Genomic DNA, 23,392 nt, shown 5'->3' with positions numbered 1-23,392 from the left:
GTCACCCTCCGATTCCGATCATTGCGAAGATGGGGCCGATGGACTGCACGGCTGTGTACCACGTGACCAGTGTTGCCGCGGTGCCGATGATGAGCAACCACTTCGGATAGGAATCCGTGCGCAGCAGCTGAGGTCTGAACCAGCCGATGTACATGAAGATCGTCAGGCCGATGGGCAGGATGAGGCCGTTGAAGCCGCCGACGAAGACGAGCAGCGTGGCCGGAGCGGTGCCGACGATGAGATAGACGATGAGTGAGACGACGATGAACGCGACGGTCGCCAGCTGCAGCGGCCAGCCGCGGGCGAGGCGTCGGGAGAAGGCGGAGAGGAAGGTCGCCGAGGTGTAGGCGGCACCGATGACCGAGCTCAGCGCCGCGGCCCAGAAGATCGCACCGAAGATCCGCATCCCGGCGTCTCCGAGGACGGCGGCGAAGGCCTGACCGGCGGGGTTGGCGACCTGGCCCTGGACGTCGATGGCGACGCCGGAGGCGACGACTCCGAGGATGGCGAGGAAGAGGATATAGCGCATGACGCCGGTGACGAGGATGCCCGAGAGCGCCGAGCGCATCACGGATCGCGAGTTCTCCGGGCCGGTCTTGCCGGAGTCGAGGTAGCGGTGGGCACCGGAGTAGGTGATGTAGCCGCCGACGGTGCCGCCCACGATCGTGGTCACGGTCGCGAAGTTGATGGTGTCGGGTACGAAGCTCTGCCTGAGGGCCTCTCCGACCGGCGGATCGGAGACGACAGCGACGATGCAGGTGAGAACGATCATCCCGATGCCGAGGACGAGGACCACAGCGTCGACGACCTTGCCCGCGCGCTTGAACAGGAAGATGCCGATGGCCAGAACGCCGGTGGCCAGGCCGCCGAGCTTCGGATCGATGCCCAGCAGTGCGTTGAGTCCGAGTCCGCCGCCGGCGATGTTGCCGATGTTGAAGGCCAGGCCGCCGACGACGATGAGGATGGACAGGACGATGCCCGAGCCGGGCACCGCCGAGGACGCCAGCTGCGCGGCCCGCTTGCCCGATGAGGTGACCATTCGCCAGATGTTGAGCTGGATGGCGATGTCGATGAGGATCGACACGAGGATGGCGAAGGCGAATGCGGCGCCCATCTGCGCGGTGAACGTCGCCGTCTGCGTGATGAATCCGGGGCCGATCGCCGAGGTGGCCATGAGGAAGATGGCGCCGACGATGGCGCTGCGGCTGATCTTCGCGCCGAGTTCGCTCTTGAGCCCCGCTGGTTCGTCCGAGGTGGGCTCCGGCGTTGGTGATTCCGGTGCGTGTGACATGGGAGTCTCCGACTGTCTCTGTGGTCGATTGTGTTTCCTGGGCGCCGCCGGTATGACGACAGCAGTGTCTGTGTCCTGGCGCACTCCGAAGAAGTGGTAAACAATCTAGCATGCATTGTTGAACAAAGATAGACGCGCATCACATTGCTCGCGCACAGTTGCTGAACACCATGTGGGTGTTCGATTCGGAGATTCATTAGGATGGAGATGTGAATCACGACTCATCCCTGGTCAACAGACTCACCGACCGACTCATCGCAGGAGAGCTCCGTCCCGGAGACCGCCTGTCCGAGGCTTCTTTGGCCAAGGAGTTCGATGTCTCCCGCAACACGCTGCGCGAGGCCTTCCGGGTCCTCGGCGAGCAGGGGCTGGTCACGCACATCCCACATCGCGGCGTGTCCGTGGCCTCACCGAGCACGGCCGATGTCGTCGACATCTATCGGGTGCGCCACCATGTCGAGTGCTCGGTGCTCGAGCATGCCCCGCGCAATCATCCGAACGCCGCGCATATGGAGGCCGCCGTCGAGGCGGCTGCGAAGTTCGCGGCGGAGGAGAACTGGCTGGAGGTCGGGACGGCGAACATGGCCTTCCACAATGCCGTGGTCTCGCTCTCGGACAGCCGGCGGCTAGCGCGGTCGTTCGCCAATGTGCTCGCCGAGCTGCGGCTGGCCTTCCTCAAGGTCGAGGTCCTCGACTTCCTCCATGCGCCCTTCATCGAGCGCAACCGGGAGGTCATCGAGGTCTACCGCAATGAGAGCCCTGCCGCCGCGGCCGCGAAGCTCGGCACCTACCTCGGCGATTCCGAACGACAGGTCCTCGGTGCCTACGCCCGCGCCGGTCAGGGATGAGTGCCCGCGTAGTGAATGCGAAAGAACCGCTCCCGACCGTAGTCGGAAGCGGTTCTGTCGGCGCTGTGCGCCCCCCGGGACTCGAACCCGGAACCCACTGATTAAGAGTCAGTTGCTCTACCAATTGAGCTAGAGGCGCCTGCCGCGCTCGTTGCGCAACGAGAATTAATATTACTCAGGTGTTCGCCGTTCATGCAAACCGAGATCGGGCCGATCCGGATTTTGTGATGAACGTCGCAAGCCCCAGGTCAGAGGCCGATACGAACGACGCTCTCGACTCGGAATCCACTGTTTCGGAGTCCAGCTGACGGCGTCCCGGACCTCACAGGTACATGCCTGCGCTCGACTGCTCGGCCGGTTCGGAGATCGCATGGACGTCGCGCTCACGCAGGAGCACATAGAGCTGCCCTTCGAGCTCCACCTCGGCGAGCTCTTCGGGATCGTAGAGGACGGTGTCGCCGAGGTTGGCCTGCCTCACGTGCGGGCCGGCCGCCACGACCTTGCCCCACACGAGGCGTTTGCCCATGCTGGCGGTGGCCGGGATGACGATGCCCGCCGAGGACTTGCGCTCGCCGGCCTCCGGACCGGGTTCGAGCAGGATCCGGTCATGGAGCATCCGGATCGGAAGAGCGCAATCAGCCACGCTTGTTCCGACCGGACAGACCGACGACGAGAGCGGCCACACCGAGGACGGTGCCGGCGCCGAGAGCGAGGACCTCAGGCTTGGGCGAACCGTCCTCCTCGACGACTCCGGACTTCGCCTTGTTGACGGCGCGCGTCACCAGCACCCTGAGATGGATGCGGCCGATGAGTTCGTCGATGTTGTCTGCGATGCGCTCTTCGCGCAGGCGGATCGACTCCGCGAGCTGTGCGGTCGTTGCCTGGTCGACGGTTACATCTGAGGTGTAGACGTTGTCAGTCATCGGGTCGAGTCCTCCCGGTCGAGAATGCCTGGTGCGCCTGTGGCCCTGTGCCACAGTGCTTCGCTGTCCAGCTTAGCGGCTGGGAACTGCGAGTGTCAGATATCGGACGCGGTTCGACGGAATCTTACGATCTCGACCGTGGCGTCATCCGGCATGGCGGGGTAGTGGGCGTGGAGGTTCGCAAGGTAGCGGTCCAAACCTCCGGGACGGCTGAGCTCCAGATCGGTCGCACTCAGCTCGCTCAGTCGTTTCGGGGTCACCGAGGTGATGACGACGGGCGCCGGGCCGTGTTCGGTGTCTTCGAAATAGGCCAGTGCCCTGCCCGTGCGGTGCGCTTCGTTCCAGCGCACCGACAGAGTCTTCTTCCCCGCGCGGAAAGCATCGACGTACCTGGCGTTGAAGCGCAGCAGCCGCATCGGTGCGGCGTCAGGATGCCGGTAGGAGTGGGGGAGGAGCGCGGGGATCGGTGCGATCGTCTCTCCGCCCGTGGACTTGTCGGTGATGGCCACCAGCGCGTCGGGGTGGAGGTCGAGGATCACCTGCCGGCAGCGACCGCAGGGTGGGAGCACCCCTCGACCGTGATCGCCGACTGCAGCGATCGTGACCAGCGAACCGGCGCCGGCGGCGGCAGCAACCCCGATGGCCACCATCTCGGCGCAGGGGCCGCCGGTGAAGTGATCGACATTGACTCCGGTGTGGATGCGGCCGGTGGTGTCCATCGCGGCTGCGGCGACCGTGTGGTGGGCGTCGGATCCCAGACTCGCCGCGAGTTCTCGGGCCGAGGCGATCACGCGTCGTTCGGAGTCGAAGAGGTCCATGCCTGCGATCTTAGGCGAGTATTGCCGGGGCGGACCGGGACGGAGAGGAAAATCCTCGCCGAGGCGGCCAGGCCCAGTCCGGCGGCCCTCAGTCCTGCTTTCCGCGACGTCCCATGAGGTAGATGATGAATCCGACTGCGGCCATTCCGGAGGCTGCGAGGACGAAGACGGGCCAGGAGCTCACGATCGTCGAGATGATGGACTCGCCGAATGAGGTCGACGGCTGCTGGTTCGCCCGTGGGGAGGGCTGGTCGCCTCCGGTGATGAGGTCGGTGTCGTCCTTGGGCGTGGGCGCGTCGGGATTCTGTGGCACGGGATCCGAATAGTCGGGGTGCTGAGAGTCGTCCTCGTCGCCGGGCAGCCATTCGTCGCCGGCGGTTCCGGGGATGGTCTCCCGTGCGTCTTGGGAGCCGTTGCCGGTCGACGGATCCGGGGTGGTGCCGTCGGCGTCGACCGTGCCGAGTGGGGAGCCGGAGCCGTCCTTGTCGTTGCCAGAGTCCTTCTCCTCGTCCTTTCCGGACGTCGAGTCCGATCCTGAGCCATCGGAATCGCTGCTGCTGGAGGCATCGGACCGCGAGCCGGTATCGGACTTCGATTTCGTGCCGTCGGAGTCCTTGTCGGTCGACGAGTTGGCCCGATCCTTGCTGCCGGAGTCCTTGGAAGTGTCGCTGCTGGCCGATGATGTGCTGTCGGAGGACTTGGCGCTGTTGGCCGACGAATTGGCGTCGGAAGAGTTGCCGTCGGAGTCCTTGTCAGCAGATTTGCTGTCGGCGGTGTCAGTGCCGTCCTGCGCGGCAGTGTGGGATCCGCTGTCTGACCCGTCCTTGTCCGCTGCCGAGCCTGTAGTTCCCTCTTTGGATCCGTCTGTCTCAGCGCTGGAGGATCCGCCTTCTGGGTCAGGATACCCACGGCCGGAGACGACTGTGACTTTTCCGCCCTTTACGTTGAATTTCCACTTGGGGTTGGCCGTGAACCCGGTGAAACGTACCGGTTCTCCACCGCTTGCAGGCACAACAAAGCCGTCGGAGCGGAGCCTCAGGTCTTCTGGGACACCTGCCTGAGACGCCGCGGACGGCAGAGGATTCCCGCTGTCATCGGTATCGCCCCCGTAGGTAGTCGATTGCGAGGAGCTTTGGACCGGAAGACGCACTGGCTGTCTCTTCCGAAGTTTGAACTTCTCTTCCTTCCAGCTCTTGGGCATGCTGCCAGGCTCATTCGCGGGTGAGGGGAGTCGCAGAGTCTGGTTATTGTCATCCCATTCGGCCGGTAGCGGTGCCTTGATCTCGCAGGGCCCGTCGACGCCCGGAGTTGGTTCGCCTTCTTCGGGAGGAGCGCAGGCCTTATCGTAGTCGTCATCGGGCTCGTCATCGCCGCCATTCGAGCCGTCGTTGGTGTCCTTGCCCGCCTCGTCCTCGCTGGCGGAGTCGGCTTCGGTGTCGCTGTCCGCGGCTGCAGTCGATTCGGCTTCGGAGGAGCTCGCCTCATCGGATCCATCCGTGCCATCGGCGGCTCCGGTCGCCTCGGCGTTGGCCGCTCCGGCGTCCGCGACGGTCGTGGGACTCGGCTCTGCGAGCGCCGGCGGCGAAGTGAGAGTGCTCGAAACCGGAAGCGCCACCAGGGCAATCGCAGCGCCGATGGCGGCGATTCTGCGGTTGAACTGGTGTGAAGCTGACACTGCGTTCCTTCGCGGTGGGGATTCCGGCTCTATTGGATCAAGGGGACATGACGTTCAGGCACATCGGTCCCATCTTAATGTCTCGACCGGATGTGTTAAAACCTCGGTGATGTTTCGTCGTGGCGTTCGGCTCAGCGGTCGTGGGAGTCGGACTTCTTCGGATACGCCCGCACAGTGGAGTCGTCTCCCATCACCAGAGCCGATTCGCCCCCGTCGACGACCGCGAGGAGATCGGTGTCGGTCTTGAAAGCGTGTTTGCCGGCGAGCAGGCAGGAGGTGTTCGTATCCATGGTGCACGGGACGATCGTCCCGCGCGGCTCCGAGAGGTGGATGTCGCGGCTCGAGACGTCCATGAGCAGCAGACCGGACTGCAGGTCGAAGAGGTAGGGGCCGATGTAGGCGCGCTCGCCTGCCTGGCCGCGCACCCAGGACTTCTCGCCGACGATGTCGGTCGTCGTGGTCACGGTCGAGAGGATGGATCCGTCCTCGAGGGAGTGGACGACGAGCTGGATCCGGTGGCCCGAATTCGTCGACGCACCCTGTTCGCCCCACAGGGTGATGGCCTTTCCGTGCCCGGCGGAGATCCAGTCGATGATCTGCAGGTTGTCGGCGGGACGCTCGAGGTCGATGCTGCGCTCCTCGCCGGTCTCGACGTTCTTGGCCTTGACCGGGCCGTTCCAGTCGGAACTGTAGAGCTCGTCGTTCTCGATCGCCATCGGCGTCGAGCCCGGCTTCGGGGTCGGCACGTTCTCCAGCCCGTCGGTTCCGAAGGTCGAGAGCTGATTGCCGGATTTGATGAGCACGCTCTTGCCCGCCGAGGTGATGCGTGCCTTCTCGGGCAGCTGATAGGACTTCGGCTTCTTCTCCCCGTCGAAGAGCGCCTCGGCGGTGTCGCCCGCCTGCCAGAGCAGAGCCGGCCGGCCGTCGATGACGGTGTCGACGGCGAAGGTCGGGGCCTCGTCGATCTTGGTCTTATAACGGGTCTTGCCGGTGTCGGGGTCGAGGACCTCGAGCTTCTTCTTGTACACGAGGAGGACGCCGCGGTCCGAGGCGGTCACCGACGCCCGCTTGGGCACCTCGGTCTCCCAGGTGGGGGAGTTGTCGTAGCTCGGCACCACATCGCTGGTTTTGTCGACGGAGAGTTCGGAGGCCGGGTTGATCTGCTGCTCGGAGCCGATCGTCTGCGGCGCCTCCGAGGTGTCGACGGGCACGATGTTCGGAACGACGAACGCTCCGATCATGAGGATCGCGAGACCGATGAGCACAAGCCCTGGGACCGTGATCTTCTTCAGTCTCTGCGGTCGGCTGCGCGAGGAGTGCTTGCGTACGCGAGTCTTCTTCACCTTCGGTGCGGCGGGAGCGGCGGGGCCCGAGAACGGGGTGCCGAGCGGATAGCCGTCACCGCCTGCGCCTGAGGGGTCGGACGAGCCGCCCGATCCCTCGGGCGTGCCTTCGGCTGCTGACGAGGAAGCCGCTGCGCCCTCACCAGCCATCCCTTCATAATCGCGGGAAGGATCAGAGCCCGTCTCCGCACTCTCCGCACTCTCCGCGGCTGCGGCCGACCCCGCGGCGGGGTCGGCCGCCTCGGCGCCGGTGTGTGGTGCAGTCTTCTCGGCGGAATCCGTCGCGTCGGCTTCTGTATCCGCAACTGGTTCGTTGCCTGCGTGTGCCGCGGCGGTGCCGAGCTTTCCGTTCTCGTCGAGGAAGACTTCGGTCTTCTTCGTGCCGTCGTCGATCGTCACGGTCAAGGGAGTCGCGGTCTCCCGCGCATAGTCGCCGAGGTAGGCGATGGCCTGTCCGGTGTCGGAATAGCGACTCGTCGCCCCATTGAGGGAGATGTAGGTGAACCCGTCATCGGAGACGGAGATCAACGCACGAGTCATGTACAGGATTCCTTGAGAGGTGACGAGGACAGGGCCGAACTTATCCTAATGAATATCGAGGACGGCTCCTACCGCTTTTCCGAAACCGTTATACATCGCTACTGAATCGTTGCACGTGAGATCTGTGTCTCATTGTGCGCGACGGGCGGATCCGGTTTGCCCGGGTGTGGCGGGTGAGGTTAAGATATATCTTGCTGTCTGCACCTGTGGTGCAGCGCATGTGGTGGGTATAGCTCAGCTGGTAGAGCGCCGCGTTGTGGTCGCGGATGTCGCGGGTTCAAGTCCCGTTACTCACCCCGAACCGGAAGCCCCGTGATCCGTCCGAATGAGTGGATCACGGGGCTTTCCTCATGCCGACTCACCGATTCGCTGCCCGGTCGCCGGCGGGTCAACCCGGGATAATGGTGTCTATGACCATCGCCTGCGCACTCACGGTCGTTGGCAGCATCAACGCCGACATCACCGCCACCACCGACCGCCTTCCGGCCGCTGGCGAGACCGTCGGCGGGGGTCGGCTCTCGCGCTCGCCCGGCGGCAAGGGCGCGAACCAGGCCGCGGCGGCCGCCCGGCTCGGCGCCCGTACCCGGATGGTCGGCGCCGTTGGCCGCGACGCCGAAGGCCAGGAGATGAGGCAGGCGCTGCGAGCTGCCGGAGTCCTCGTCGACGACATCGCCGAGGCGACCGCCGAGACCGGGACCGCTCTCATCATGGTCGACTCCGCCGGGGAGAACCAGATCGCGGTGTGCGAAGGTGCGAATGCCGAGGTCAGCCTCGATGGGATCGAGTTCGGCGAGGACGAGACCGTGCTCACGCAGCTCGAGATCTCCATGGACCTCATCACCGAACTCGCCGCCCCCGTGCCCGGTCACCTCGTCATCAACGCCGCCCCGGCCCTGCCTCTGCCCGCCGAGGTGGTCGACCGCGCCGATCTCATCATCGTCAATGAGACCGAGTACTCCCTGCTGCCGCAGCTTCAGGAAGCGAGGCTCGTGGCCGTGACCTACGGGGACCGCGGTTCGGCCCTGCTGGCCCACGGTGAGCAGATCGGCTTCGCCGAGGCACTGGCACGGAAGCCGGTGAGCACCGTCGGTGCCGGCGACGCCTTCTGCGCTGCCCTGACCATCGGCCTGCGCTCGGGACTGCCCGGCGAAGAGGCATTGCGTGCGGCCAACCGCGTCGGAGCCGCGACGGTCATGGATGCCTCCGCGCAGCCGGAGTTCCTCACGCTCGACCACTACCTCGACAGCTCGACCCCTACCGTGAAGGACGAACGATGACCTCATACGACGACTCCCTGTTCACCGGCCTCAGCGCCTTCCCGCTCACCCCTCTGCGGGACGAGGGCATCGACGAGGACGCCTACACCGGCCTCATCGAACGTCTCGTCCTCGCCGGAGTCGATTCGATCACGGCTCTCGGGTCCACCGGCTCCTATGCCTACCTCGACCGGGATGAACGCGCCCGTGTTGCGCAGCTGACCGTCGACTCCGCGCTCGACCTCCCCGTCATCGTCGGCATCGGAGCGCTGCGCACCAGGGACGTGCTCGCCAATGCCCGCTCCGCCGAGGCCGCGGGTGCGAACGGACTCCTCCTCGCCCCCGTCAGCTACCAGCCCCTGACCGACGACGAGGTGTTCGAACTCTTCCGCACAGTCGCCGAGTCCACCGAACTGCCGATCGTCGTCTACGACAATCCGGGCACCACGCACTTCACCTTCACCACCGAGCTCTACGCGCGCCTGGCCGCACTCGACGGAGTGGCCTCGATTAAGATCCCAGGCCATCCGCTCTCACCCGCGGGCTGGGACGAGCGCATCGGCGAGATCCGTGCCGCCGTCGGCAACGAGATGATGATCGGCATCTCCGGCGACGCCTTCGGTGCCGACGGACTCATCGCCGGCTGCGACGCCTGGTACACGGCCGTCGGCGGAACCGTGCCCGAGCCGCTGCTCGAGATCACTCGCGCCGCTGAGCTCGGCAATGCCGAGCAGGCCCGTGAACTCTCCGCCGAACTCCAACCGCTGTGGGACCTGTTCGCCGAATTCGGCGGCAGCCTGCGGGTGACCGCGGCCATCGCCGAGCACCTCGGCCTCATCGGGTCCGACAGTCTGCCGCTGCCGGTGCGCGGACTCGACGAGGCCGCGAAGCGCAAGGTCGCTGAAGTCGTCGAGAGCCTCGAGCTGGACTGAGTTCCCGCCTCGACCGCCCACCGGATCGCGGCTCGCGCCGAGCGCACAGCGCTCGACTTTCCGCGATTCAGTCGATCTTGCCGATGGGTTCGCGTTTCTCGGCCTGGAACTGGTCCTCTGCGCGGCCCCGCGCCCAATACGCGGAGATCGACAGCGACTCTCTGGGGACCTCACGCTCCTTGAGGATCTTCCTGATGGATTTGATGGTCTCGCGCTCGCCGTGGGCGAAGACCTGCGGCATACCGGCCGACCACTCGAGTTCGCGCACCGCGGCGATGAGGTCCTCATCCGAATCCACCCACTTCACCTCGACGCCGGCGGGCGGGGCAGGTAGCACCCGATCCGCTGCGGCGACATGGGCCACGACGAGGCCGCGGGCGTCCTCGGGCATCGCCTCCAGTGCGGAACTGACCGCAGGAAGAGCGGAATGATCGGCGATGAGCAGGTGCCAGTCCGACTCCGCCGAGGGCGCATACTTCCCTCCGGCACCGGACAGGACGAGTGTGTCGCCCGGGCGGGCGTCTTTCGCCCAGGGGCCGGCGACCCCCTCATCGTCGTGGATGACGAAGTCGATGCTCAGCCACTTCTCTTCAAGATCGATCTCGCGCACCGTGTACGTGCGTCTGCTCGGCAGCTTCTCCGGAGCCTGCTCCCGCAGTTCGGTCAGATCATAGGGCGGCGCGAGCCCGTGAGCGGGATCGGCGAAGAGGAGCTTGACGTACTTGTCGGTCGACTCGTTCGCCGTGATGTTGTCGAAGGTCTCACTGCCGCCGAGGCGGATCCGGACGAGGCGCGGGCTGAGCTCGGTGACCTCGAGAACGGTCAGGATGGCCTGCGCGCGGGCAGGGCGTGCGCTGCGGGTGGGAGTGTTCGGTGCGGTCGTCATCAACGGCCTTTCTGCAAGGGGTCGCTTCCACGCGCGAGCGGCCGCGTCGGGGACGGGCGAGCCGCCTCGGCGCTGTGGTTCGGTGAGCCTCACCTTATCAGGCGCGTTTCCTGAACCAGCGAGACCCCTTCGCCCGGCTTCTTCGCCTGGCTTCGCATCGGCCCGTCCCATCACACGAGTTCGCTGCACATCAGGGCCCGGATTCACCGAGAGCGTTCGGCCATCTCCCTGCGGCGGTCGTCGCGGATGCGTTTGAGTCCCTTGACGGATTTGAGCGAGTCGAGGATCGTCACGCCCGGCAGCGCCGAGTTCGGACCCTTGCACTGCATCATGTCGTCCGGGTCCATGAGCACGACGCGCATACCGTCTTCCTCGAGCCGGGACAGCGCCTCGGTGAGCATGGTCCTGGCCACGGAGTTGACCTCATTGACCCGCCGCAGGTCGAGCACGAAGGTGTCGGTGTGCGATTCCGGTTCGTCCATGGCGCGGATGACGTTCTCCGAACCGCTCCACTGGATGAGGCCCTGGAGACTGCAGATGCGGACCATCTTGCCCTGTCCGTCGACGAAGCGGCGGTCGCGGCGGATGATTGAGCGCGCAGGTTCCGGCGCATCCATGATGTGCAGGCTCAGACGGTTCGACAGATCCTGGAAGATCTTCGCCCCGCGTACGCTCGTGCCGTGCTTGTCCAGGCGCGGGGAGAACGTGGCGATGCCGACCTGACCGGGCATGACACCGAAGACACCGCCGGAGACCCCGCTCTTGGCCGGGATCCCGATCTCCGTCATCCAGTCGCCGGCGGCATCGTACATGCCGCAGGTCATCATCACTGCGAGCACCTGGCGGTTGACTCGTGGGGAGAGCACGTGTTCTCCGGTGAGGGGATTGATTCCGCCGCCGGCCAACGTCGCGGCCATGATCGCGAGGTCCTTGACGGTGACGAGGACAGAGCACTGTTCGATATAGCCGCGGACGACCTCGTCGGGGTCGTCGAAGAAGATGTCGTAGGACCGGAGCATGTTCGCGATCGCGACATTGCGGTAGGCCTCGCGCCATTCGCCGTCGGCGACGTCTTCGTCGATCGTCAGCTCCCGGCCGGCGAACCGGGACAGTCCGGCACGGACGAGCTCGGTGCGTTCGGGCAGGCCGGCACCGGGCTCGCCGAGGATGGAGTGGATGGTCATGGCCCCGGCATTGATCATCGGGTTGAGCGGTCGCCCCGACATCTTGTCGAGGGAGAGTTCGTTGAACTTCTCACCGCTGGGTTCGACGCCGACCTTCTCGAGGACTCCGGCCAGTCCCTCCTGTTCGAGGGCGAGCCCGTAGATGAAGGGCTTCGACATCGATTGGATGGAGAACTCGTGATCGGCGTCGCCGGAGGTGTATTCGATGCCGTCGAGGGTCGAGATGCAGATCGCCAGCTTCTCCGAATCGGCCGCGGCCAGATCCGGGATGTAGTCCGCGTTCTCCCCGGACCGGTCGGGGCGGAAACGGTCGAGCGTCTCATCGAGGAAATCCGGGATGGGCGATCGCATGGCACCTCCTGCATGTGACTGACGTTCATCGACCGCCGTTTCGGCCGACTGCCATTCTCACACATCGCCCGCGCGCACGGCGGCTCCCCAGCTGTGAGGACGCCCACCTGCGGCTGTCAGCCGGCGTACCACCGATCGACGCGCAGCACGGTCTCGAGCAGCACGGAGACGCCGGGCATGATGTCGTCGAGATCGGTGAACTCCTCAGGACAGTGGCTGCGTCCGTCGACCGAGGGGACGAAGACCATCCCGACCCGGGTCTTCGCGGCGATGATTCCGGCATCGTGGCCGGCTCCGGAGAACATCGTCGCCCTGCTGAGGCCGAGATCGTCGGCGACGGAGGCGATCGTCGATGTGACCGGCTCATGCAGTGGGACCGGCGCGTCGTCGGTGGTCCATTCGACCTCGACCGAGACACCGCGCCGGCTCGCCTCGGCAGCGGCGGCATCAGTCAGCCGACGTTGCGCTTCGTGGAGCCACGACCCTTCGGGACCGCGGAACTCTCCCTCGACGACGGCATTCTGGGACACGACGTTGACGGCCTCGGGCGTGAAGCTGATCTGTCCGCAGGTGCCACGCGTGTTCTCACCCGAACCTGCGATCGACTCGACCGCCAGCACGGTGCCGGCGGCGGCGCAGCCCGCGTCGGCGCGGACGTCCATCGGGGTGGTCCCGGCATGGTCCTGCCGTCCGGTGAAGAGCGCGCGGAAGTGGTTGATCCCGGTGATCGTCTCGACCACGCCGATCTGCCTTCCGGCGCGTTCGAGCTCGGGACCCTGTTCGATGTGGAGTTCGAGGAACGCGGTGACCCGAGCGAAATCGTAGCGGGCGTTCAGGAACGCCTCGGGATCGATCGCGGACTCGGGAAGGGCTTCGGCCAGAGTGCGACCAGTGGGATCGACTGCGGCCAGGGTCGAACGGTCGACGAGTCCGGTCATCGCCCGAGACCCCACACAGAAGAGGCCGAAGTCATTGGGCTCCTCGTTGAAGAACACGACGATGACGAGATCGTGGTCGAGACGGACGTCGTTCTCGCGCAGCAGCCGCACGACCTCGATCGCTCCGAGAACACCGGTGATCCCGTCGAACCGACCGCCGCCGTCGACGGTGTCCGTGTGCGAGCCGAGCATGATCTCGCGCCCGCCGAGGCGACCGCGCAGGAGGCCGATGACGTTGCCGGCCCCGTCGATCCGGGTCTCGAGACCGGCCTGCTTCATCAGGGTGCGAGCATAGTCGCGCCCGGCGACGTCCTCTTCGCTCAGCGCCCGGCGGGTCCAGCCCGGTCTCGAGGAGTCGGTGAGGGCGGCGAGTTCTCCGAGTTCGGTCGCGAAGCGTTCGCGGACCGGTGAGATGATGCTCATCGTCGAGCCTTTCAGGGTCTGGTCAGCCGGCGTCGGTGCCGGCTTCGGGTGCCGAGTACGACTGTAGCGAGCGCGGCGGTGACGAGCGAACCCGCGAACCGGGCGAGCATCGCTGAGCTGACCTGGCCTCAGTCCAGCGTCACCCCGGAACCGTGCAGGCGCACGGACAGTCCCGCCTCGGTGGCGGTGATGTCGGTGAGTTCGAGACCGGCGGGCAGGAAATCGAGGTCGATGACGATATCGGAGATCTCCGAGGTGAGGAAGCCCGGCAGCGATCCCACATCGACCTTCGCCGAGCCGAGCCGGATCGTGGTCGCATCGACGACGGCGCGTCGGCCCTCGGCCGTCGGCTCGATGCCGATGAGCAGGTCCTGGCCCAGCAGCGAGCCCTTGAGGAAGAGCTCGCCGTCGACGGTCGTGAACGTCATCCCCTCGGGCAGGGAGGCATGCTCGGCCGCGAGCGCATCGAGCGTGGAGTGGGGGAGCACCGCGGTGGCGTCGACGGTGCCGATCGGTCGGAAGGTGTCGGTCGGGACGTCGTAGAGGCGTGCGTCGACGTCGGTGAAGTCCACGTCGTCGTAGGTCGCCTCCGCCGCCGTGATGTGCACCGTCTCGAGCTTCCCGGCGGCCAACTGGGTGAGCACGGGGAAGCCCTCGACGGAGACGTCGGCCTCGCCGTAGTCCTGCAGCCCGTCGGCGATGCGCTGCTCGGTGGTGTAGTCGACGATGCGATCGGCCGCGATCACCCCGATGATGAGGGTGATGACGATGACGATCGCGGAGACGAGGACCGTCGTCCTGCGCGACCTCCGCCGAGGCTGCTTCTGCGGGTATTCGAGAGTTCTGGCCGTGGTCATGGACTCCATTGTCCCGCAGATTCGACACTCACTCGTTCAGGATCACGACATCGAGGGTGCGCGGACCGTGCACTCCTTCGACTCGGCTGAGTTCGATGTCGCTCGTGGCCGAGGGCCCGGAGATGAACGTCAGCGGGTCGCGTGCGTCGAGCCGGGAGATCCCCTCGGGCACGATGTCGACGATATCGGCCACGCGGACGATGCACACATGGTGGTCGGGCACGAGAGTGACCGCCCGGCGCCCGCACACCTGCGAGCCGTCTAAGACGATCGTTCCCGTCTGGGCGATCGCCACCGCCGAGGCGGTCACCACCGCCCCCTGTGCGTCGAGCTCGTCGACGGTGAGCTCCTCGCCCGGGGCGTCGACGCGGACCTCACCGTCGAACCCTGACAGCCAGGAGGTCTCCAGACCGTGGGGGACGACGACCGAATCATGGGCCTCGATCAGCTGCGCGATCGTCTCAGCGGGATCGCCCGTGGCGCGATGGACGTTCGCTTTGTAGTCGACCAGACGGTCGATGAGCAGATCGACGAGTTCCTCACCCGTATGCGTGCCCTCGTGGCGGTACCCGACATCGGCGGCCGTTGCGCTCGCCTGGCTCGCCGAGGCGGCTGAACCGGATTCGTCTGCCGCACCTGCAGAACCTGCCGCACCTGCGGACCCCGCCGAAGCGGGCGTTCGGGCAGTCGAGGACACATAGTCCCCGCCGCCGCGACGACCGAGAGCCTCGTTGATGCGGGCGAGGATCTCCTCGCGAGCGGTGCTGGTCATTTCTCGCCTTCCTCTTCGGCCCACAGCTGACGGAAGCTCTTGTTCGGCAGAGCCGGGATGTCGCGACTCGACGTCCAGGCCCCGGCGATGCCGGGCAGGGCGTTGATCTGCTCGCCGCGGGTGACCGCATGCGCCAGGGGCAGGCCCTTCTCCGTCGCGGTCATCCGCTTCCCGTCGCTCATCATCCACGACGCGCCGGTGAGGGCGGCATCGAGCTGCGAGGACACGGGAGAGTGATTGGCCTGGACGTCCTCGCCCCTGAGGTGGACGAGGATCTCGGGGATGTTGATCTTCACCGGGCACACGTCATAGCAGGCGCCGCACAGGCTCGAGGCGTAGGGGAGGGAGCCGTTGCCCTGCTCCTCCACCCCGGTCAGCAGGGGCGAGAGGATCGCGCCGATGGGTCCCGGATAGGTCGAGCCGTAGGCGTGTCCGCCGGTGCGTTCGTAGACGGGGCAGACGTTCATGCACGCCGAGCAGCGGATGCAGTTGAGTGCGGTGCGGCCGTGCTCATCGGCCAGCGCCCGGGTGCGGCCGTTGTCGAGGAGGACGAGATGGACGTTCTGGGGCCCGTCGCCCTCGGCCCTCCCCGTCCAGAACGAGGTGTAGGGATTCATCCGCTCACCCGTCGACGAACGCGGCAGCAGCTGGAGGAAGACCTCGAGGTCGGCGAAGCGGGGCAGCAGCTTCTCGATGCCCATGACGGTGATGAGCGTCTCCGGCAGGGTCAGGCACATGCGCCCGTTGCCTTCGGATTCGACGACGCCGAGCGAGCCGGTCTCCGCGATGCCGAAGTTCGCTCCGGAGATCGCGACCTTCGTGGTGAGGAACTTGTGCCGCAGGTGTCTGCGCGCCGCCTCGGCGAGGACGGCGGGCTCATTGGTCAGCTGTCCTGCGTCGGGCATCTTGTCCATGAAGATGTCGCGGATCTCGTCGCGATTGCGATGGATGGCGGGGACGAGGATGTGGCTGGGCTTGTCCTCGCCGAGTTGGACGATGAGTTCGGCGAGATCCGTCTCGAAAGCGTCGATGCCTGCGGTCTCGAGATGTTCGTTGAGACCGATCTCCTGCGTGGCCATCGACTTGACCTTGATGACCTCGCGACGGCCGTTCTCCAGCACCGGAGCGTTGTCTGCGACGAGATCGGTGACGATGGCGTTGGCCTCATCGGCGTCCCGGGCCCAGTGGACGATGCCGCCGGCGGCGCTGAAGGCCTCTTCGAACTGCGTGAGGTATTCGGGCAGGTTGGCCATCACCTCGTTCTTCGTCCGAGCCCCGGCCTCGCGCAGTGCCTCCCAGTCATCGAGTTCAGCGACCACGTCGGCCCGCTTCTCACGGATCGTCGAAGTGGCATGCCCGATGTTGTTGCGCAGCTGCTGATTCGACAGATGCTGATGCGAGACGTCCGGGAAGGACTCCGGCTCGATGATGTTGCCCTGTCCGCCCGGAAGATCGGTCTGCTGCCGACGCTTCGGCGGAAGCAGCGGCATTCCCAGGAAAGTCATCGCAGGCTCCCTCCGCTCACTGCTGCTCCTTCACTCGGGACCCGGAGCGGGTCCTCCTTCGTCGATGCGAGGATCCGCGCGAGGTGCACGGTGGCCTGACCGACTCGGAAGCCGGCCTGCACACGGCTGGGCTCGACGGGCGCGCTGCCGTCCTCGCCCGGGGTGCGATGGTCGTCGTCATCGGCTCCGACCACCGCGGTGAGGTGCTCGGATCCCTCGTTGCCGACCGTGGTCGAGCTCGTCTCCTTGACGTGGACGGCAGTGATGTCGGGCGCGCCTTCGAAACGGCCCGTCCGCTCGAAGCGGGAGATCCCGCCGCCGATGTGCAGCAGACACGAGGCGTCGCCGCCTGTGCACACATCGGCGGCGGTGGCCTGAATGGTGCGGACCTTGTCGGCGAGCATCGCGGACGAGACCTCCGGGTTCTTCACGGAGAAGGTGCCGCCGAAGCCGCAGCAGGAATCGGCCAATGGCAGTTCGACCAGGTCGATGCCTTCGACGGACCGGACGAGGGAGGACTGCCGGTCGCCGAGGCGGAGCAGGCGCATGCCGTGACACGAGGGATGGTAGGTCACCCGATGCGGAAAATAGGATCCGAGGTCGGCCGCGGCATCGGTGACGCCGAGGACGTCGGTGAGGAACTGGGTGAGCTCATAGGTGCGCTCGGACACCTCGGCGGCCGCCTCGGCGAGGGCCTCATTGCCCATGCGGCGGGCGATCAACGGCTGCTGGTGCCCCAGGGAGGCCACGCAGGAGGCCGAGGGGGCGACCGCGGCGTCCCATTCGGTGTTGGTGAAGGCCCGAACGTGATTGGCGATGACGGGTTCGGCCTGGGCGAACTTGCCGGAGTTGATGTGCATCTGCCCGCAGCAGGACTGGCCCAGGGGGAAGATGACCTCGTGGCCCAGCCGACGGAGGACGGTCACGGTCGCCTGCGCAACCTCGGGGTACATCGCATCGACGATGCAAGTGGCGAACAGTGCGATCTTCATCTGACCTCCAAGCCGGACATTGCGGTTGTGCAGGTCGCGTTTCGGTCCGCTCGACATCGCGGGCGAGACGATCCTCCGGCACTCCGTGCTCAGACGGTAGCACCGGGCCGGTGGAGAGCAAACACCTGCGCCCGGGTCCGACCGTCGGGAGCCGCCGCGGCGGGCTGCGCGCGCCGGCCGCTGCCGCGGTGAACCGATTAAGAGAGCATGGGACTGCGCTAATTGCCGACCGCAGCAACGAACCGTTTACCCGCAGCGATGCTGACCATAGGATGACGACATGGAATCCCAGCGCACACAGAGCATCCGAACGGTCTCCGCCCGACTCAACTCGATCCATGCGGCGATGTACTTCTCCTCGACGGTCGGCGCCGTCTACGCCGAACACGGCCTCGAGCCCGGAGTCGAAGGCAATCTGGTCGCCCGCACCGCTCCATTGGGGCGAGTGGAACCGGGAGTCGTCAGCGCCGCCTATTACAACTACTCCCCGAACTTCATCGCCGATCTGCTGCCCGGCCTGTGGGAGAAGGTGACTCCGGAGGAGATGGTCCGGGCCCGTTTCGACGCAGTGGCCGCCTACATGCACGAACTCTTCGGCGACCGCGATGACATCGCGCTGCTCACCGAGGCGGCCACACAGGTGACCGAGACCATCGAGCCGGTCCTCGCCGCGATGGACTTCGCCGGCCGCACCCTGGCCGCGGCCACCGCCGACACGATCGGCCGACATCGGCCGAACACCGCCTTCGAGAAGCTGTGGGACTCCGCGACCATTGCGCGCGAGTTCCGCGGCGATGGCCACGTCGCCTCCCTCGTCACCGCCGGAGTGCCCGGCATCGACGCCCTCATGCTCGACGTCGCCGCCGGTACAGGCTTCCGACCGCGGGCGGCGCAGAAGACCCGCGGCTACACCGACGAGGAATGGCAGACCGCGCAGTCCGGGCTCGCCGAGGCCGGCCTCATCACCGTCGACAAGGACGAACGCGGATTCGACCTGCCGGCGATCACCGAGGCCGGGCGCGAGCTCAAGGAGCAGGTGGAGCTGCTGACCGACGGCACCGTGGCCGCGGCCTGGTCGGTCCTCGACGACGAGCACATCGAATACCTGCTCTCACCCACCCGCACGCTCGTCAAGGTCATCGCGCAGTCGGGTGCGTTCCCGACGAGCGTGTTCGCGCAGCCGGCGAAGAAGGCCGGCTGAACTCAGCCCGCTCGCTCCACATGGGAGCGGGCGTGGGTGACGGCCGCGGGCAGTTCGTCGAAGAGGTGCCGGTGGTGGCGGAGGGCGCCGAGCACTCCGACCTGCCGGAACAGTCCGGCGTGGCCGTCCTTGACGCCCTTGATGAGCACGGTGATTCCGCGCCGTTCGAAGGCCCGGACCATATCGCTGAGGATGTGGGCGCCGGTGGCGTCGACGAGCTCCAGCTGGGACATGCGCAGCACGACGACCGTGACTCCCTGCAGGCGCATCACCTCGTCGAAGACCCGGTCGGCGGAGGCGAAGAACAGCGGTCCTCCGAAATGGACGATCGCGATCGACTCGTCTCCCGGCCTCGGCTGGGTGCTCTCGGACAGGCGCTCGATGCGCACGGCGGTGGTGGACGAGAGCTTGCGCAGAGCGAAGAACGCGGCCACCACGACGCCGATGCCCACGGCCACGATGAGGTCGAAGGAGACAGTGATGAGAGCGGTGATGACGAATCCCGCGGCGTCGGATTTCGTCGACCGCAGGATCGCACGCATCGTGCCCAGGTGCACCATGCGCACGGCAGTGACGAAGAGGACCCCGCCCAAAGCGGCGAGCGGGATCCGACTGACCGGAGCGGCGGCGACGAGCACGATGAGCAGCAGCACGAGCGCGTGGACGATGGAGGCCAGCCGCGTGCGTCCTCCGGCGCGGATATTCACCGAGGTGCGGGCGATGGCGCCGGTCGCGGGGATGCCGCCGAAGAGTGAGGACCCGATCGAGGCGATGCCCTGCCCGACCAGCTCCCGATCGGGCTGATAGGCCCCGGCATCCGACATCGACGAGGCGACTCGCGCCGAGAGCAGCGATTCGATGGCCGCCAGCGCAGCGATCGTTCCCGCCGCTGGCAGCAGCGTTGGCAGCGTGGCCGGGTCGATGATCGGCAGAGTGGGGGAGGGCAGGGACTGCGGAATGCTGCCGATCGTCGCCAGCGGATTGGGCACGAGGCCGGCGATGACGGTGACGATGACGATGCCGATGAGGGAGCCGGGGATCGAGGCGTGGATCTTCGGTGCGAGCACCATGCACGCGGCCACGATCGCCACCGCACCCAGGGAATAGGGCAGATAGGCCCAGTCGGCGGCAGCCACGAGCTGCACCGCTGCTGCGAAGGCATTCGTGCTCATCTCGCCCGGGGAGAGATCCGCGGGCGTGGTCACGAAGGGGACCTGTTGGAGGAAGATGATGGCGGCGATGCCCACGGTGAAGCCCTCGATCACCGGCCACGGAATGAAGGAGACGGTGCGGCCCAGCCGCAGCAGGCCGGCCGCGGCGACGATGATGCCGGCGATGAGGGTGACGGCGACGACCGCCTGTGGCCCGTGGCTGGCGACGATGGGCACGAGAACGACGGCCATAGCCCCGGTCGGACCGGAGATCTGGACGTGCGATCCGCCGAAGACCGCGGCGAGGAAGCCGGCGACGATGGCGGTGATGAGGCCCTGCTCGGCCGTCAGCCCCGAACTGACCCCGAAGCCGAGGGCAAGCGGCAGGGCGACGATGCCGACGGTGGCTCCGGCCAGCAGGTCCTTCGGCCAGGACCGGCGCGCCTCACGGTAGTCCGCGAGAGAGGGCAGCAGGCCGCGCGCGTGTCGCAGCACCGATGCCGGACTCATCGGCTTCCCGCGCCGGGGATCTGCGGCAGCGTGCGCGCCTCCGAGAGCCGCACCTCGTCGTCCTCGAGCATGGTCAGCAGCAGGCTCCTGGCCACGGCGAGCAGCTCGGCGGTGCGACGGTCGGCCAACCGGTAGTAGACGTGGCTGGCTCGCCGTTCCGATTCGACGAGGCGGTGCCGGCGAAGCACGGCCAGATGCTGGGACAGATGCGAGGCCTCGAGGCCGGTCTCGGTCTGGAGGTCGGCGACGCTGACCTCCTCGGCGCCGGAGAGCAGCTCGAGGATGCGGATGCGGAAGGGGTGGGCGAGGCCCTTGAAGAGATTCGCCTTCACCTCGTAGAGGGGACGCTGAGACTGATTCAATGGCATGATGAATCCATCATATCGCTGAGTCACGGAAAGCAGTGCGGAGTCTCACGCGGCGGGCAGTGGGAGTCTCAGGCAGTGAAAAGCCCGGTCCCGCATCAGCGGAACCGGGCTGCGATAGGATTGCCGTCGCATATCAATCGAGGAGATCGCGGTCCGATCGCCCCGGGGAGGAGGCGATCAGCTCTCGTCGGTCTGTTTCGAGAAGTTTCCGGCCACCTCGGCGGCGATCGACTTCGCTTCGTCGGAGCTCGGCCCCTCGGCGGAGAACACGGCCTTCCGGTAGTACTGGAGCTCGATGATCGAGTCGATGATGTCACCGAGCGCCCGATGGCCGCCGTGCTTGGCGGGGGCCTGGAAGTAGGCGCGGGGGAACCACTGCTTGCTCAGTTCCTTGATCGAGGATACGTCGATGATCCGGTAGTGCAGGTGGTCGACGAGTTCGGGCATCTGCTTGTTGAGGAACACTTTGTCGGTGCCAACCGAATTGCCGCCCAGCGGGGCCTTGCGCGGCTCGGGTACGTGCTGCTTGACGTATTCGAGGACCTGGGCCTGCGCCTCAGCGGCGGTGGTGCCCGAATCGAGTTCGGTGATCAGCCCCGAGGTGGTGTGCATGTCCGTGACGAACTCGTTCATGTTCGCACGCGCCTCCGCCGAGGGGCGGATGACGATGTCGATGCCCTCGTCGAGGGGCTTGAGATCGAAGTCGGTGACGATCACGGCCACTTCAATGAGTTCGTCCCTGACCTCGTCGAGGCCCGTCATTTCGCAGTCGATCCACACAATCCTGTTATTGCTCACCGGGCCAGCTTAGTTCAGGCCGGACGCTCGGAGCATCCCGGGCCCGTCTGCGGCCCGCACATCTGTGAATGCCGACACACACTGAGCGTGGGCACAAAGGCGATGTTCGGCATGTGACTTAAACTTGGAGAGTCCCCGAACCAGGGGTGCCATTTTGCTCGGCTGAGGGAAGGTTCGCTCGTGCGCTACACATTCGCTGTGATTCTCATGGTGGTGGGTGTCGTCGTCGGTGGCCTCGGCATCCTGCAGAAGACCCTGTGGGCGCCGGAGGATACGATCACTGCCACCGCGCAGATCGACACCGACAAACCGGCGGTCATCGTCGACCCCGGAATGCTCAACCTCTACAGCACCCCCGCCACTCTCACGGTCAAGGGCAGCGGTGACCTGACGATCGCCCAGGCGCCGATCGAGAACGTCGAAGCCTGGGCGGGGCAGTCCGCCTATGACCGGGTCACCGGGCTGGCCCAGGAGGGCAAGCTCACGACGAAGTCTACGGACGGCGAGGAGAAGGTCCCCGACCCGACCGGCGACGATCTGTGGCAGGCGCAGGTCAGCGGCACCGATTCGGTCGAACTCGAATGGAACGACGATGCCAACCGCACCGGCTTCCTCATCGCCGGCAACGGTGAGCCCGGACAGATCAAGACAGTCACCATCTCCTGGCCCAACCACGCCGACACGCCCTGGGCGCTCCCGCTGATGATCACCGGCGGCGTCGTCTTCATCGGAGGTCTCGTGCTGCTCTTCCTGGGTGCGAACCGTGCGAAGAGGGAAGCGAACCGGCGCAAGGCGCGCCAGGAGCGCCGCCGCAAGCTCGCCGAATTCGGAACCGCTTTCGCCATCGTCCCCGTGCTCGCACTCAGCGCCTGCGGCCCGGAGGAGCTGCCGAAGCCCGAACCCTCGCAGGAGCCGAGCTCGGCGGGCGCCGGAATCACCGACGACCAGGCCGAACGGATCCTCGAGTCAGTCGCCCAGGAGATCAAGGCCGCGGACAAGGGCGCCGACAAGAAGGCTTTGGCCAAGCGCGCCACCGGCCCTGCCCTGCAGCAGCGCGAGGACGCCTACAAGGTGAAGAAGAAGGTCGAGGACCAGAAGCTGCCGCCCGCCGTGGCCAGTGGGGACATCGTCGCGAACTACACCTCCGCGACCGATGCCTGGCCGCGGGTGACCAGCCTCATCACCTCTGCCGGCGGAGACACGCAGCTGCTCGTGCTCACGCAGGAGGATCCGCGCAGCGACTACAAGCTCTGGTCGCAGACCCAGCTGGTGGCCGGCACGAAGCTGCCCGAGCTGCCCGACTCCCGGCAGGGAGCGAAGATGCTCGAACCCGGCGCCAAGGACTTCGTCGCGACCCCGGAGAAGGTGGTGGCGAACTATGCGAAGGCCCTCGGCGAAGGCAAGGGATCGAAAGAAGCGAAGAAGTTCGAGTCCGACGACTTCTCGAAGTCGATCTGGAAGAACCAGAAGGAACAGAAGGCCAGCGCCGAAGAGGGCAAGGCAGAGGTGAAGTACGACTACACACCGGGCAAGGAACTCGTCGCTCAGGGCACCGCCGGCGACGCCGCCATCGTCACCGGCGTGATCGAAGCCGAGTCGACCATCAGTCCGGAGTCGAAGGACGGCCGCACCGGCACCCTGTCCCTGTCGTCACCGCAGAAGGAACTCCTCGGCACGGACTCCACGCAGCAGCCCGTGACCACGACGACCACGCAGGTGCTCACCTTCCTCGTCCCCAAGGACGGGAAAGTCAGGCTCATCGGCGGGCTCGAAACGCTGGCAGGAGCGCAGGCGGGCTGATCCGGACCCTTCGGCACCGGCGAGGCCATG

21 protein-coding genes and 2 tRNA genes are annotated in these 23,392 nt (G+C 66.4%); 6 read left to right on the top strand and 17 right to left on the bottom strand.

Translation table 11 applies throughout. The features are described 5' to 3' along the window. Position 1: 1 nt before the first annotated feature. Positions 2-1,291 (bottom strand): NRAMP family divalent metal transporter, encoded by a 1,290-nt coding sequence (locus IHE57_RS05165; protein ID WP_209323409.1) that lies wholly within the window; start codon positions 1,289-1,291, stop codon positions 2-4. Positions 1,292-1,500: 209 nt separating this feature from the next. On the opposite strand from IHE57_RS05165, the gene IHE57_RS05160 reads away from it, so the two are divergent. Further along, the gene (locus IHE57_RS05160; protein ID WP_209323408.1) at positions 1,501-2,139 is read left to right on the top strand and encodes a GntR family transcriptional regulator; all 639 of its coding nucleotides are present in this window, start codon (positions 1,501-1,503) and stop codon (positions 2,137-2,139) included. 66 nt (positions 2,140-2,205) lie between these two features. Here the strand turns inward: IHE57_RS05160 and IHE57_RS05155 are convergent. The 6 genes from IHE57_RS05155 to IHE57_RS05130 all read right to left on the bottom strand — a co-directional run bounded on the left by IHE57_RS05155 (position 2,206) and on the right by IHE57_RS05130 (position 7,438). Then, positions 2,206-2,278 (bottom strand) — tRNA-Lys (locus IHE57_RS05155). Positions 2,279-2,461: 183 nt separating this feature from the next. Then, complete coding sequence (locus IHE57_RS05150) at positions 2,462-2,782, bottom strand: GroES family chaperonin (protein WP_209323407.1); 321 nt, start codon at positions 2,780-2,782, stop codon at positions 2,462-2,464. After that, positions 2,775-3,062, bottom strand: a complete 288-nt coding sequence (locus IHE57_RS05145; RefSeq protein WP_209371298.1) for a DUF3618 domain-containing protein — start codon at positions 3,060-3,062, stop codon at positions 2,775-2,777. Before IHE57_RS05145 ends, IHE57_RS05150 begins: the two co-directional genes overlap by 8 nt. A gap of 95 nt (positions 3,063-3,157) precedes the next feature. Next, positions 3,158-3,880, bottom strand: a complete 723-nt coding sequence (locus IHE57_RS05140) for an ASCH domain-containing protein (protein ID WP_209323405.1) — start codon at positions 3,878-3,880, stop codon at positions 3,158-3,160. Between the two features lie 88 nt (positions 3,881-3,968). Next, on the bottom strand, positions 3,969-5,555 hold the full coding sequence (locus IHE57_RS05135) for a hypothetical protein (RefSeq protein WP_209323404.1): 1,587 nt from the start codon (positions 5,553-5,555) through the stop codon (positions 3,969-3,971). A gap of 131 nt (positions 5,556-5,686) precedes the next feature. Next, positions 5,687-7,438 carry a hypothetical protein gene (locus IHE57_RS05130; protein ID WP_209323403.1) on the bottom strand — a complete coding sequence of 584 codons (1,752 nt, stop codon included), beginning with the start codon at positions 7,436-7,438 and terminating at the stop codon, positions 5,687-5,689. A 223-nt stretch (positions 7,439-7,661) separates the two neighbouring features. On the opposite strand from IHE57_RS05130, the gene IHE57_RS05125 reads away from it, so the two are divergent. From IHE57_RS05125 to IHE57_RS05115, 3 genes are all read left to right on the top strand, one after another. Beyond that, positions 7,662-7,734 (top strand) — tRNA-His (locus IHE57_RS05125). A 114-nt stretch (positions 7,735-7,848) separates the two neighbouring features. Continuing rightward, complete coding sequence (locus IHE57_RS05120; protein ID WP_209371296.1) at positions 7,849-8,715, top strand: ribokinase; 867 nt, start codon at positions 7,849-7,851, stop codon at positions 8,713-8,715. Next, the gene (locus tag IHE57_RS05115; RefSeq protein WP_209323401.1) at positions 8,712-9,626 is read left to right on the top strand and encodes a dihydrodipicolinate synthase family protein; all 915 of its coding nucleotides are present in this window, start codon (positions 8,712-8,714) and stop codon (positions 9,624-9,626) included. The genes IHE57_RS05120 and IHE57_RS05115 overlap by 4 nt, the downstream gene beginning before the upstream one ends. A gap of 67 nt (positions 9,627-9,693) precedes the next feature. Here the strand turns inward: IHE57_RS05115 and IHE57_RS05110 are convergent, their stop codons facing one another. The 7 genes from IHE57_RS05110 to IHE57_RS05080 all read right to left on the bottom strand — a co-directional run bounded on the left by IHE57_RS05110 (position 9,694) and on the right by IHE57_RS05080 (position 17,534). Further along, a complete protein-coding gene (locus IHE57_RS05110) occupies positions 9,694-10,512 on the bottom strand; it encodes a siderophore-interacting protein (protein ID WP_209323400.1) in 819 nt (272 codons plus the stop codon). Between the two features lie 203 nt (positions 10,513-10,715). Further along, entirely contained in the window at positions 10,716-12,047 is a 1,332-nt protein-coding gene (locus IHE57_RS05105; RefSeq protein WP_209323399.1) for a glutaminase, read from the bottom strand. Between the two features lie 116 nt (positions 12,048-12,163). Next, entirely contained in the window at positions 12,164-13,408 is a 1,245-nt protein-coding gene (locus IHE57_RS05100) for a M20 family metallo-hydrolase (protein WP_209323398.1), read from the bottom strand. A 128-nt stretch (positions 13,409-13,536) separates the two neighbouring features. Further along, on the bottom strand, positions 13,537-14,265 hold the full coding sequence (locus IHE57_RS05095; RefSeq protein ID WP_209371294.1) for an LmeA family phospholipid-binding protein: 729 nt from the start codon (positions 14,263-14,265) through the stop codon (positions 13,537-13,539). Between the two features lie 28 nt (positions 14,266-14,293). Further along, positions 14,294-15,037 carry a LutC/YkgG family protein gene (locus tag IHE57_RS05090; RefSeq protein ID WP_209371293.1) on the bottom strand — a complete coding sequence of 248 codons (744 nt, stop codon included), beginning with the start codon at positions 15,035-15,037 and terminating at the stop codon, positions 14,294-14,296. Continuing rightward, positions 15,034-16,542 carry a lactate utilization protein B gene (locus IHE57_RS05085; protein WP_436627481.1) on the bottom strand — a complete coding sequence of 503 codons (1,509 nt, stop codon included), beginning with the start codon at positions 16,540-16,542 and terminating at the stop codon, positions 15,034-15,036. Before IHE57_RS05085 ends, IHE57_RS05090 begins: the two co-directional genes overlap by 4 nt. Next, the gene (locus IHE57_RS05080) at positions 16,539-17,534 is read right to left on the bottom strand and encodes a (Fe-S)-binding protein (protein ID WP_209323395.1); all 996 of its coding nucleotides are present in this window, start codon (positions 17,532-17,534) and stop codon (positions 16,539-16,541) included. Before IHE57_RS05080 ends, IHE57_RS05085 begins: the two co-directional genes overlap by 4 nt. Before the next feature lie 280 nt (positions 17,535-17,814). Between IHE57_RS05080 and IHE57_RS05075 the strand changes: the two genes are divergently transcribed. After that, complete coding sequence (locus IHE57_RS05075) at positions 17,815-18,735, top strand: SCO6745 family protein (protein ID WP_209371292.1); 921 nt, start codon at positions 17,815-17,817, stop codon at positions 18,733-18,735. Between the two features lie 2 nt (positions 18,736-18,737). Here the strand turns inward: IHE57_RS05075 and IHE57_RS05070 are convergent, their stop codons facing one another. The 3 genes from IHE57_RS05070 to orn all read right to left on the bottom strand — a co-directional run bounded on the left by IHE57_RS05070 (position 18,738) and on the right by orn (position 21,562). Further along, positions 18,738-20,396 carry a SulP family inorganic anion transporter gene (locus IHE57_RS05070; RefSeq protein WP_209371290.1) on the bottom strand — a complete coding sequence of 553 codons (1,659 nt, stop codon included), beginning with the start codon at positions 20,394-20,396 and terminating at the stop codon, positions 18,738-18,740. Further along, complete coding sequence (locus IHE57_RS05065; protein WP_209323392.1) at positions 20,393-20,764, bottom strand: ArsR/SmtB family transcription factor; 372 nt, start codon at positions 20,762-20,764, stop codon at positions 20,393-20,395. Before IHE57_RS05065 ends, IHE57_RS05070 begins: the two co-directional genes overlap by 4 nt. A 177-nt stretch (positions 20,765-20,941) precedes the next feature. Then, positions 20,942-21,562 (bottom strand): oligoribonuclease, encoded by a 621-nt coding sequence (orn, locus tag IHE57_RS05060; protein ID WP_366933857.1) that lies wholly within the window; start codon positions 21,560-21,562, stop codon positions 20,942-20,944. A gap of 180 nt (positions 21,563-21,742) precedes the next feature. On the opposite strand from orn, the gene IHE57_RS05055 reads away from it, so the two are divergent. Next, a complete protein-coding gene (locus IHE57_RS05055) occupies positions 21,743-23,362 on the top strand; it encodes a DUF8094 domain-containing protein (protein ID WP_343071754.1) in 1,620 nt (539 codons plus the stop codon). The last annotated feature ends 30 nt before the right edge of the window (positions 23,363-23,392 follow it).

The sequence above is a fragment of the Brevibacterium renqingii genome, assembly GCF_017808105.1.
GTDB lineage: Bacteria > Actinomycetota > Actinomycetes > Actinomycetales > Brevibacteriaceae > Brevibacterium > Brevibacterium renqingii.
Note: the sequence above shows the minus strand (reverse complement) of the source record. Positions and strands in the feature narration are given on the sequence as shown.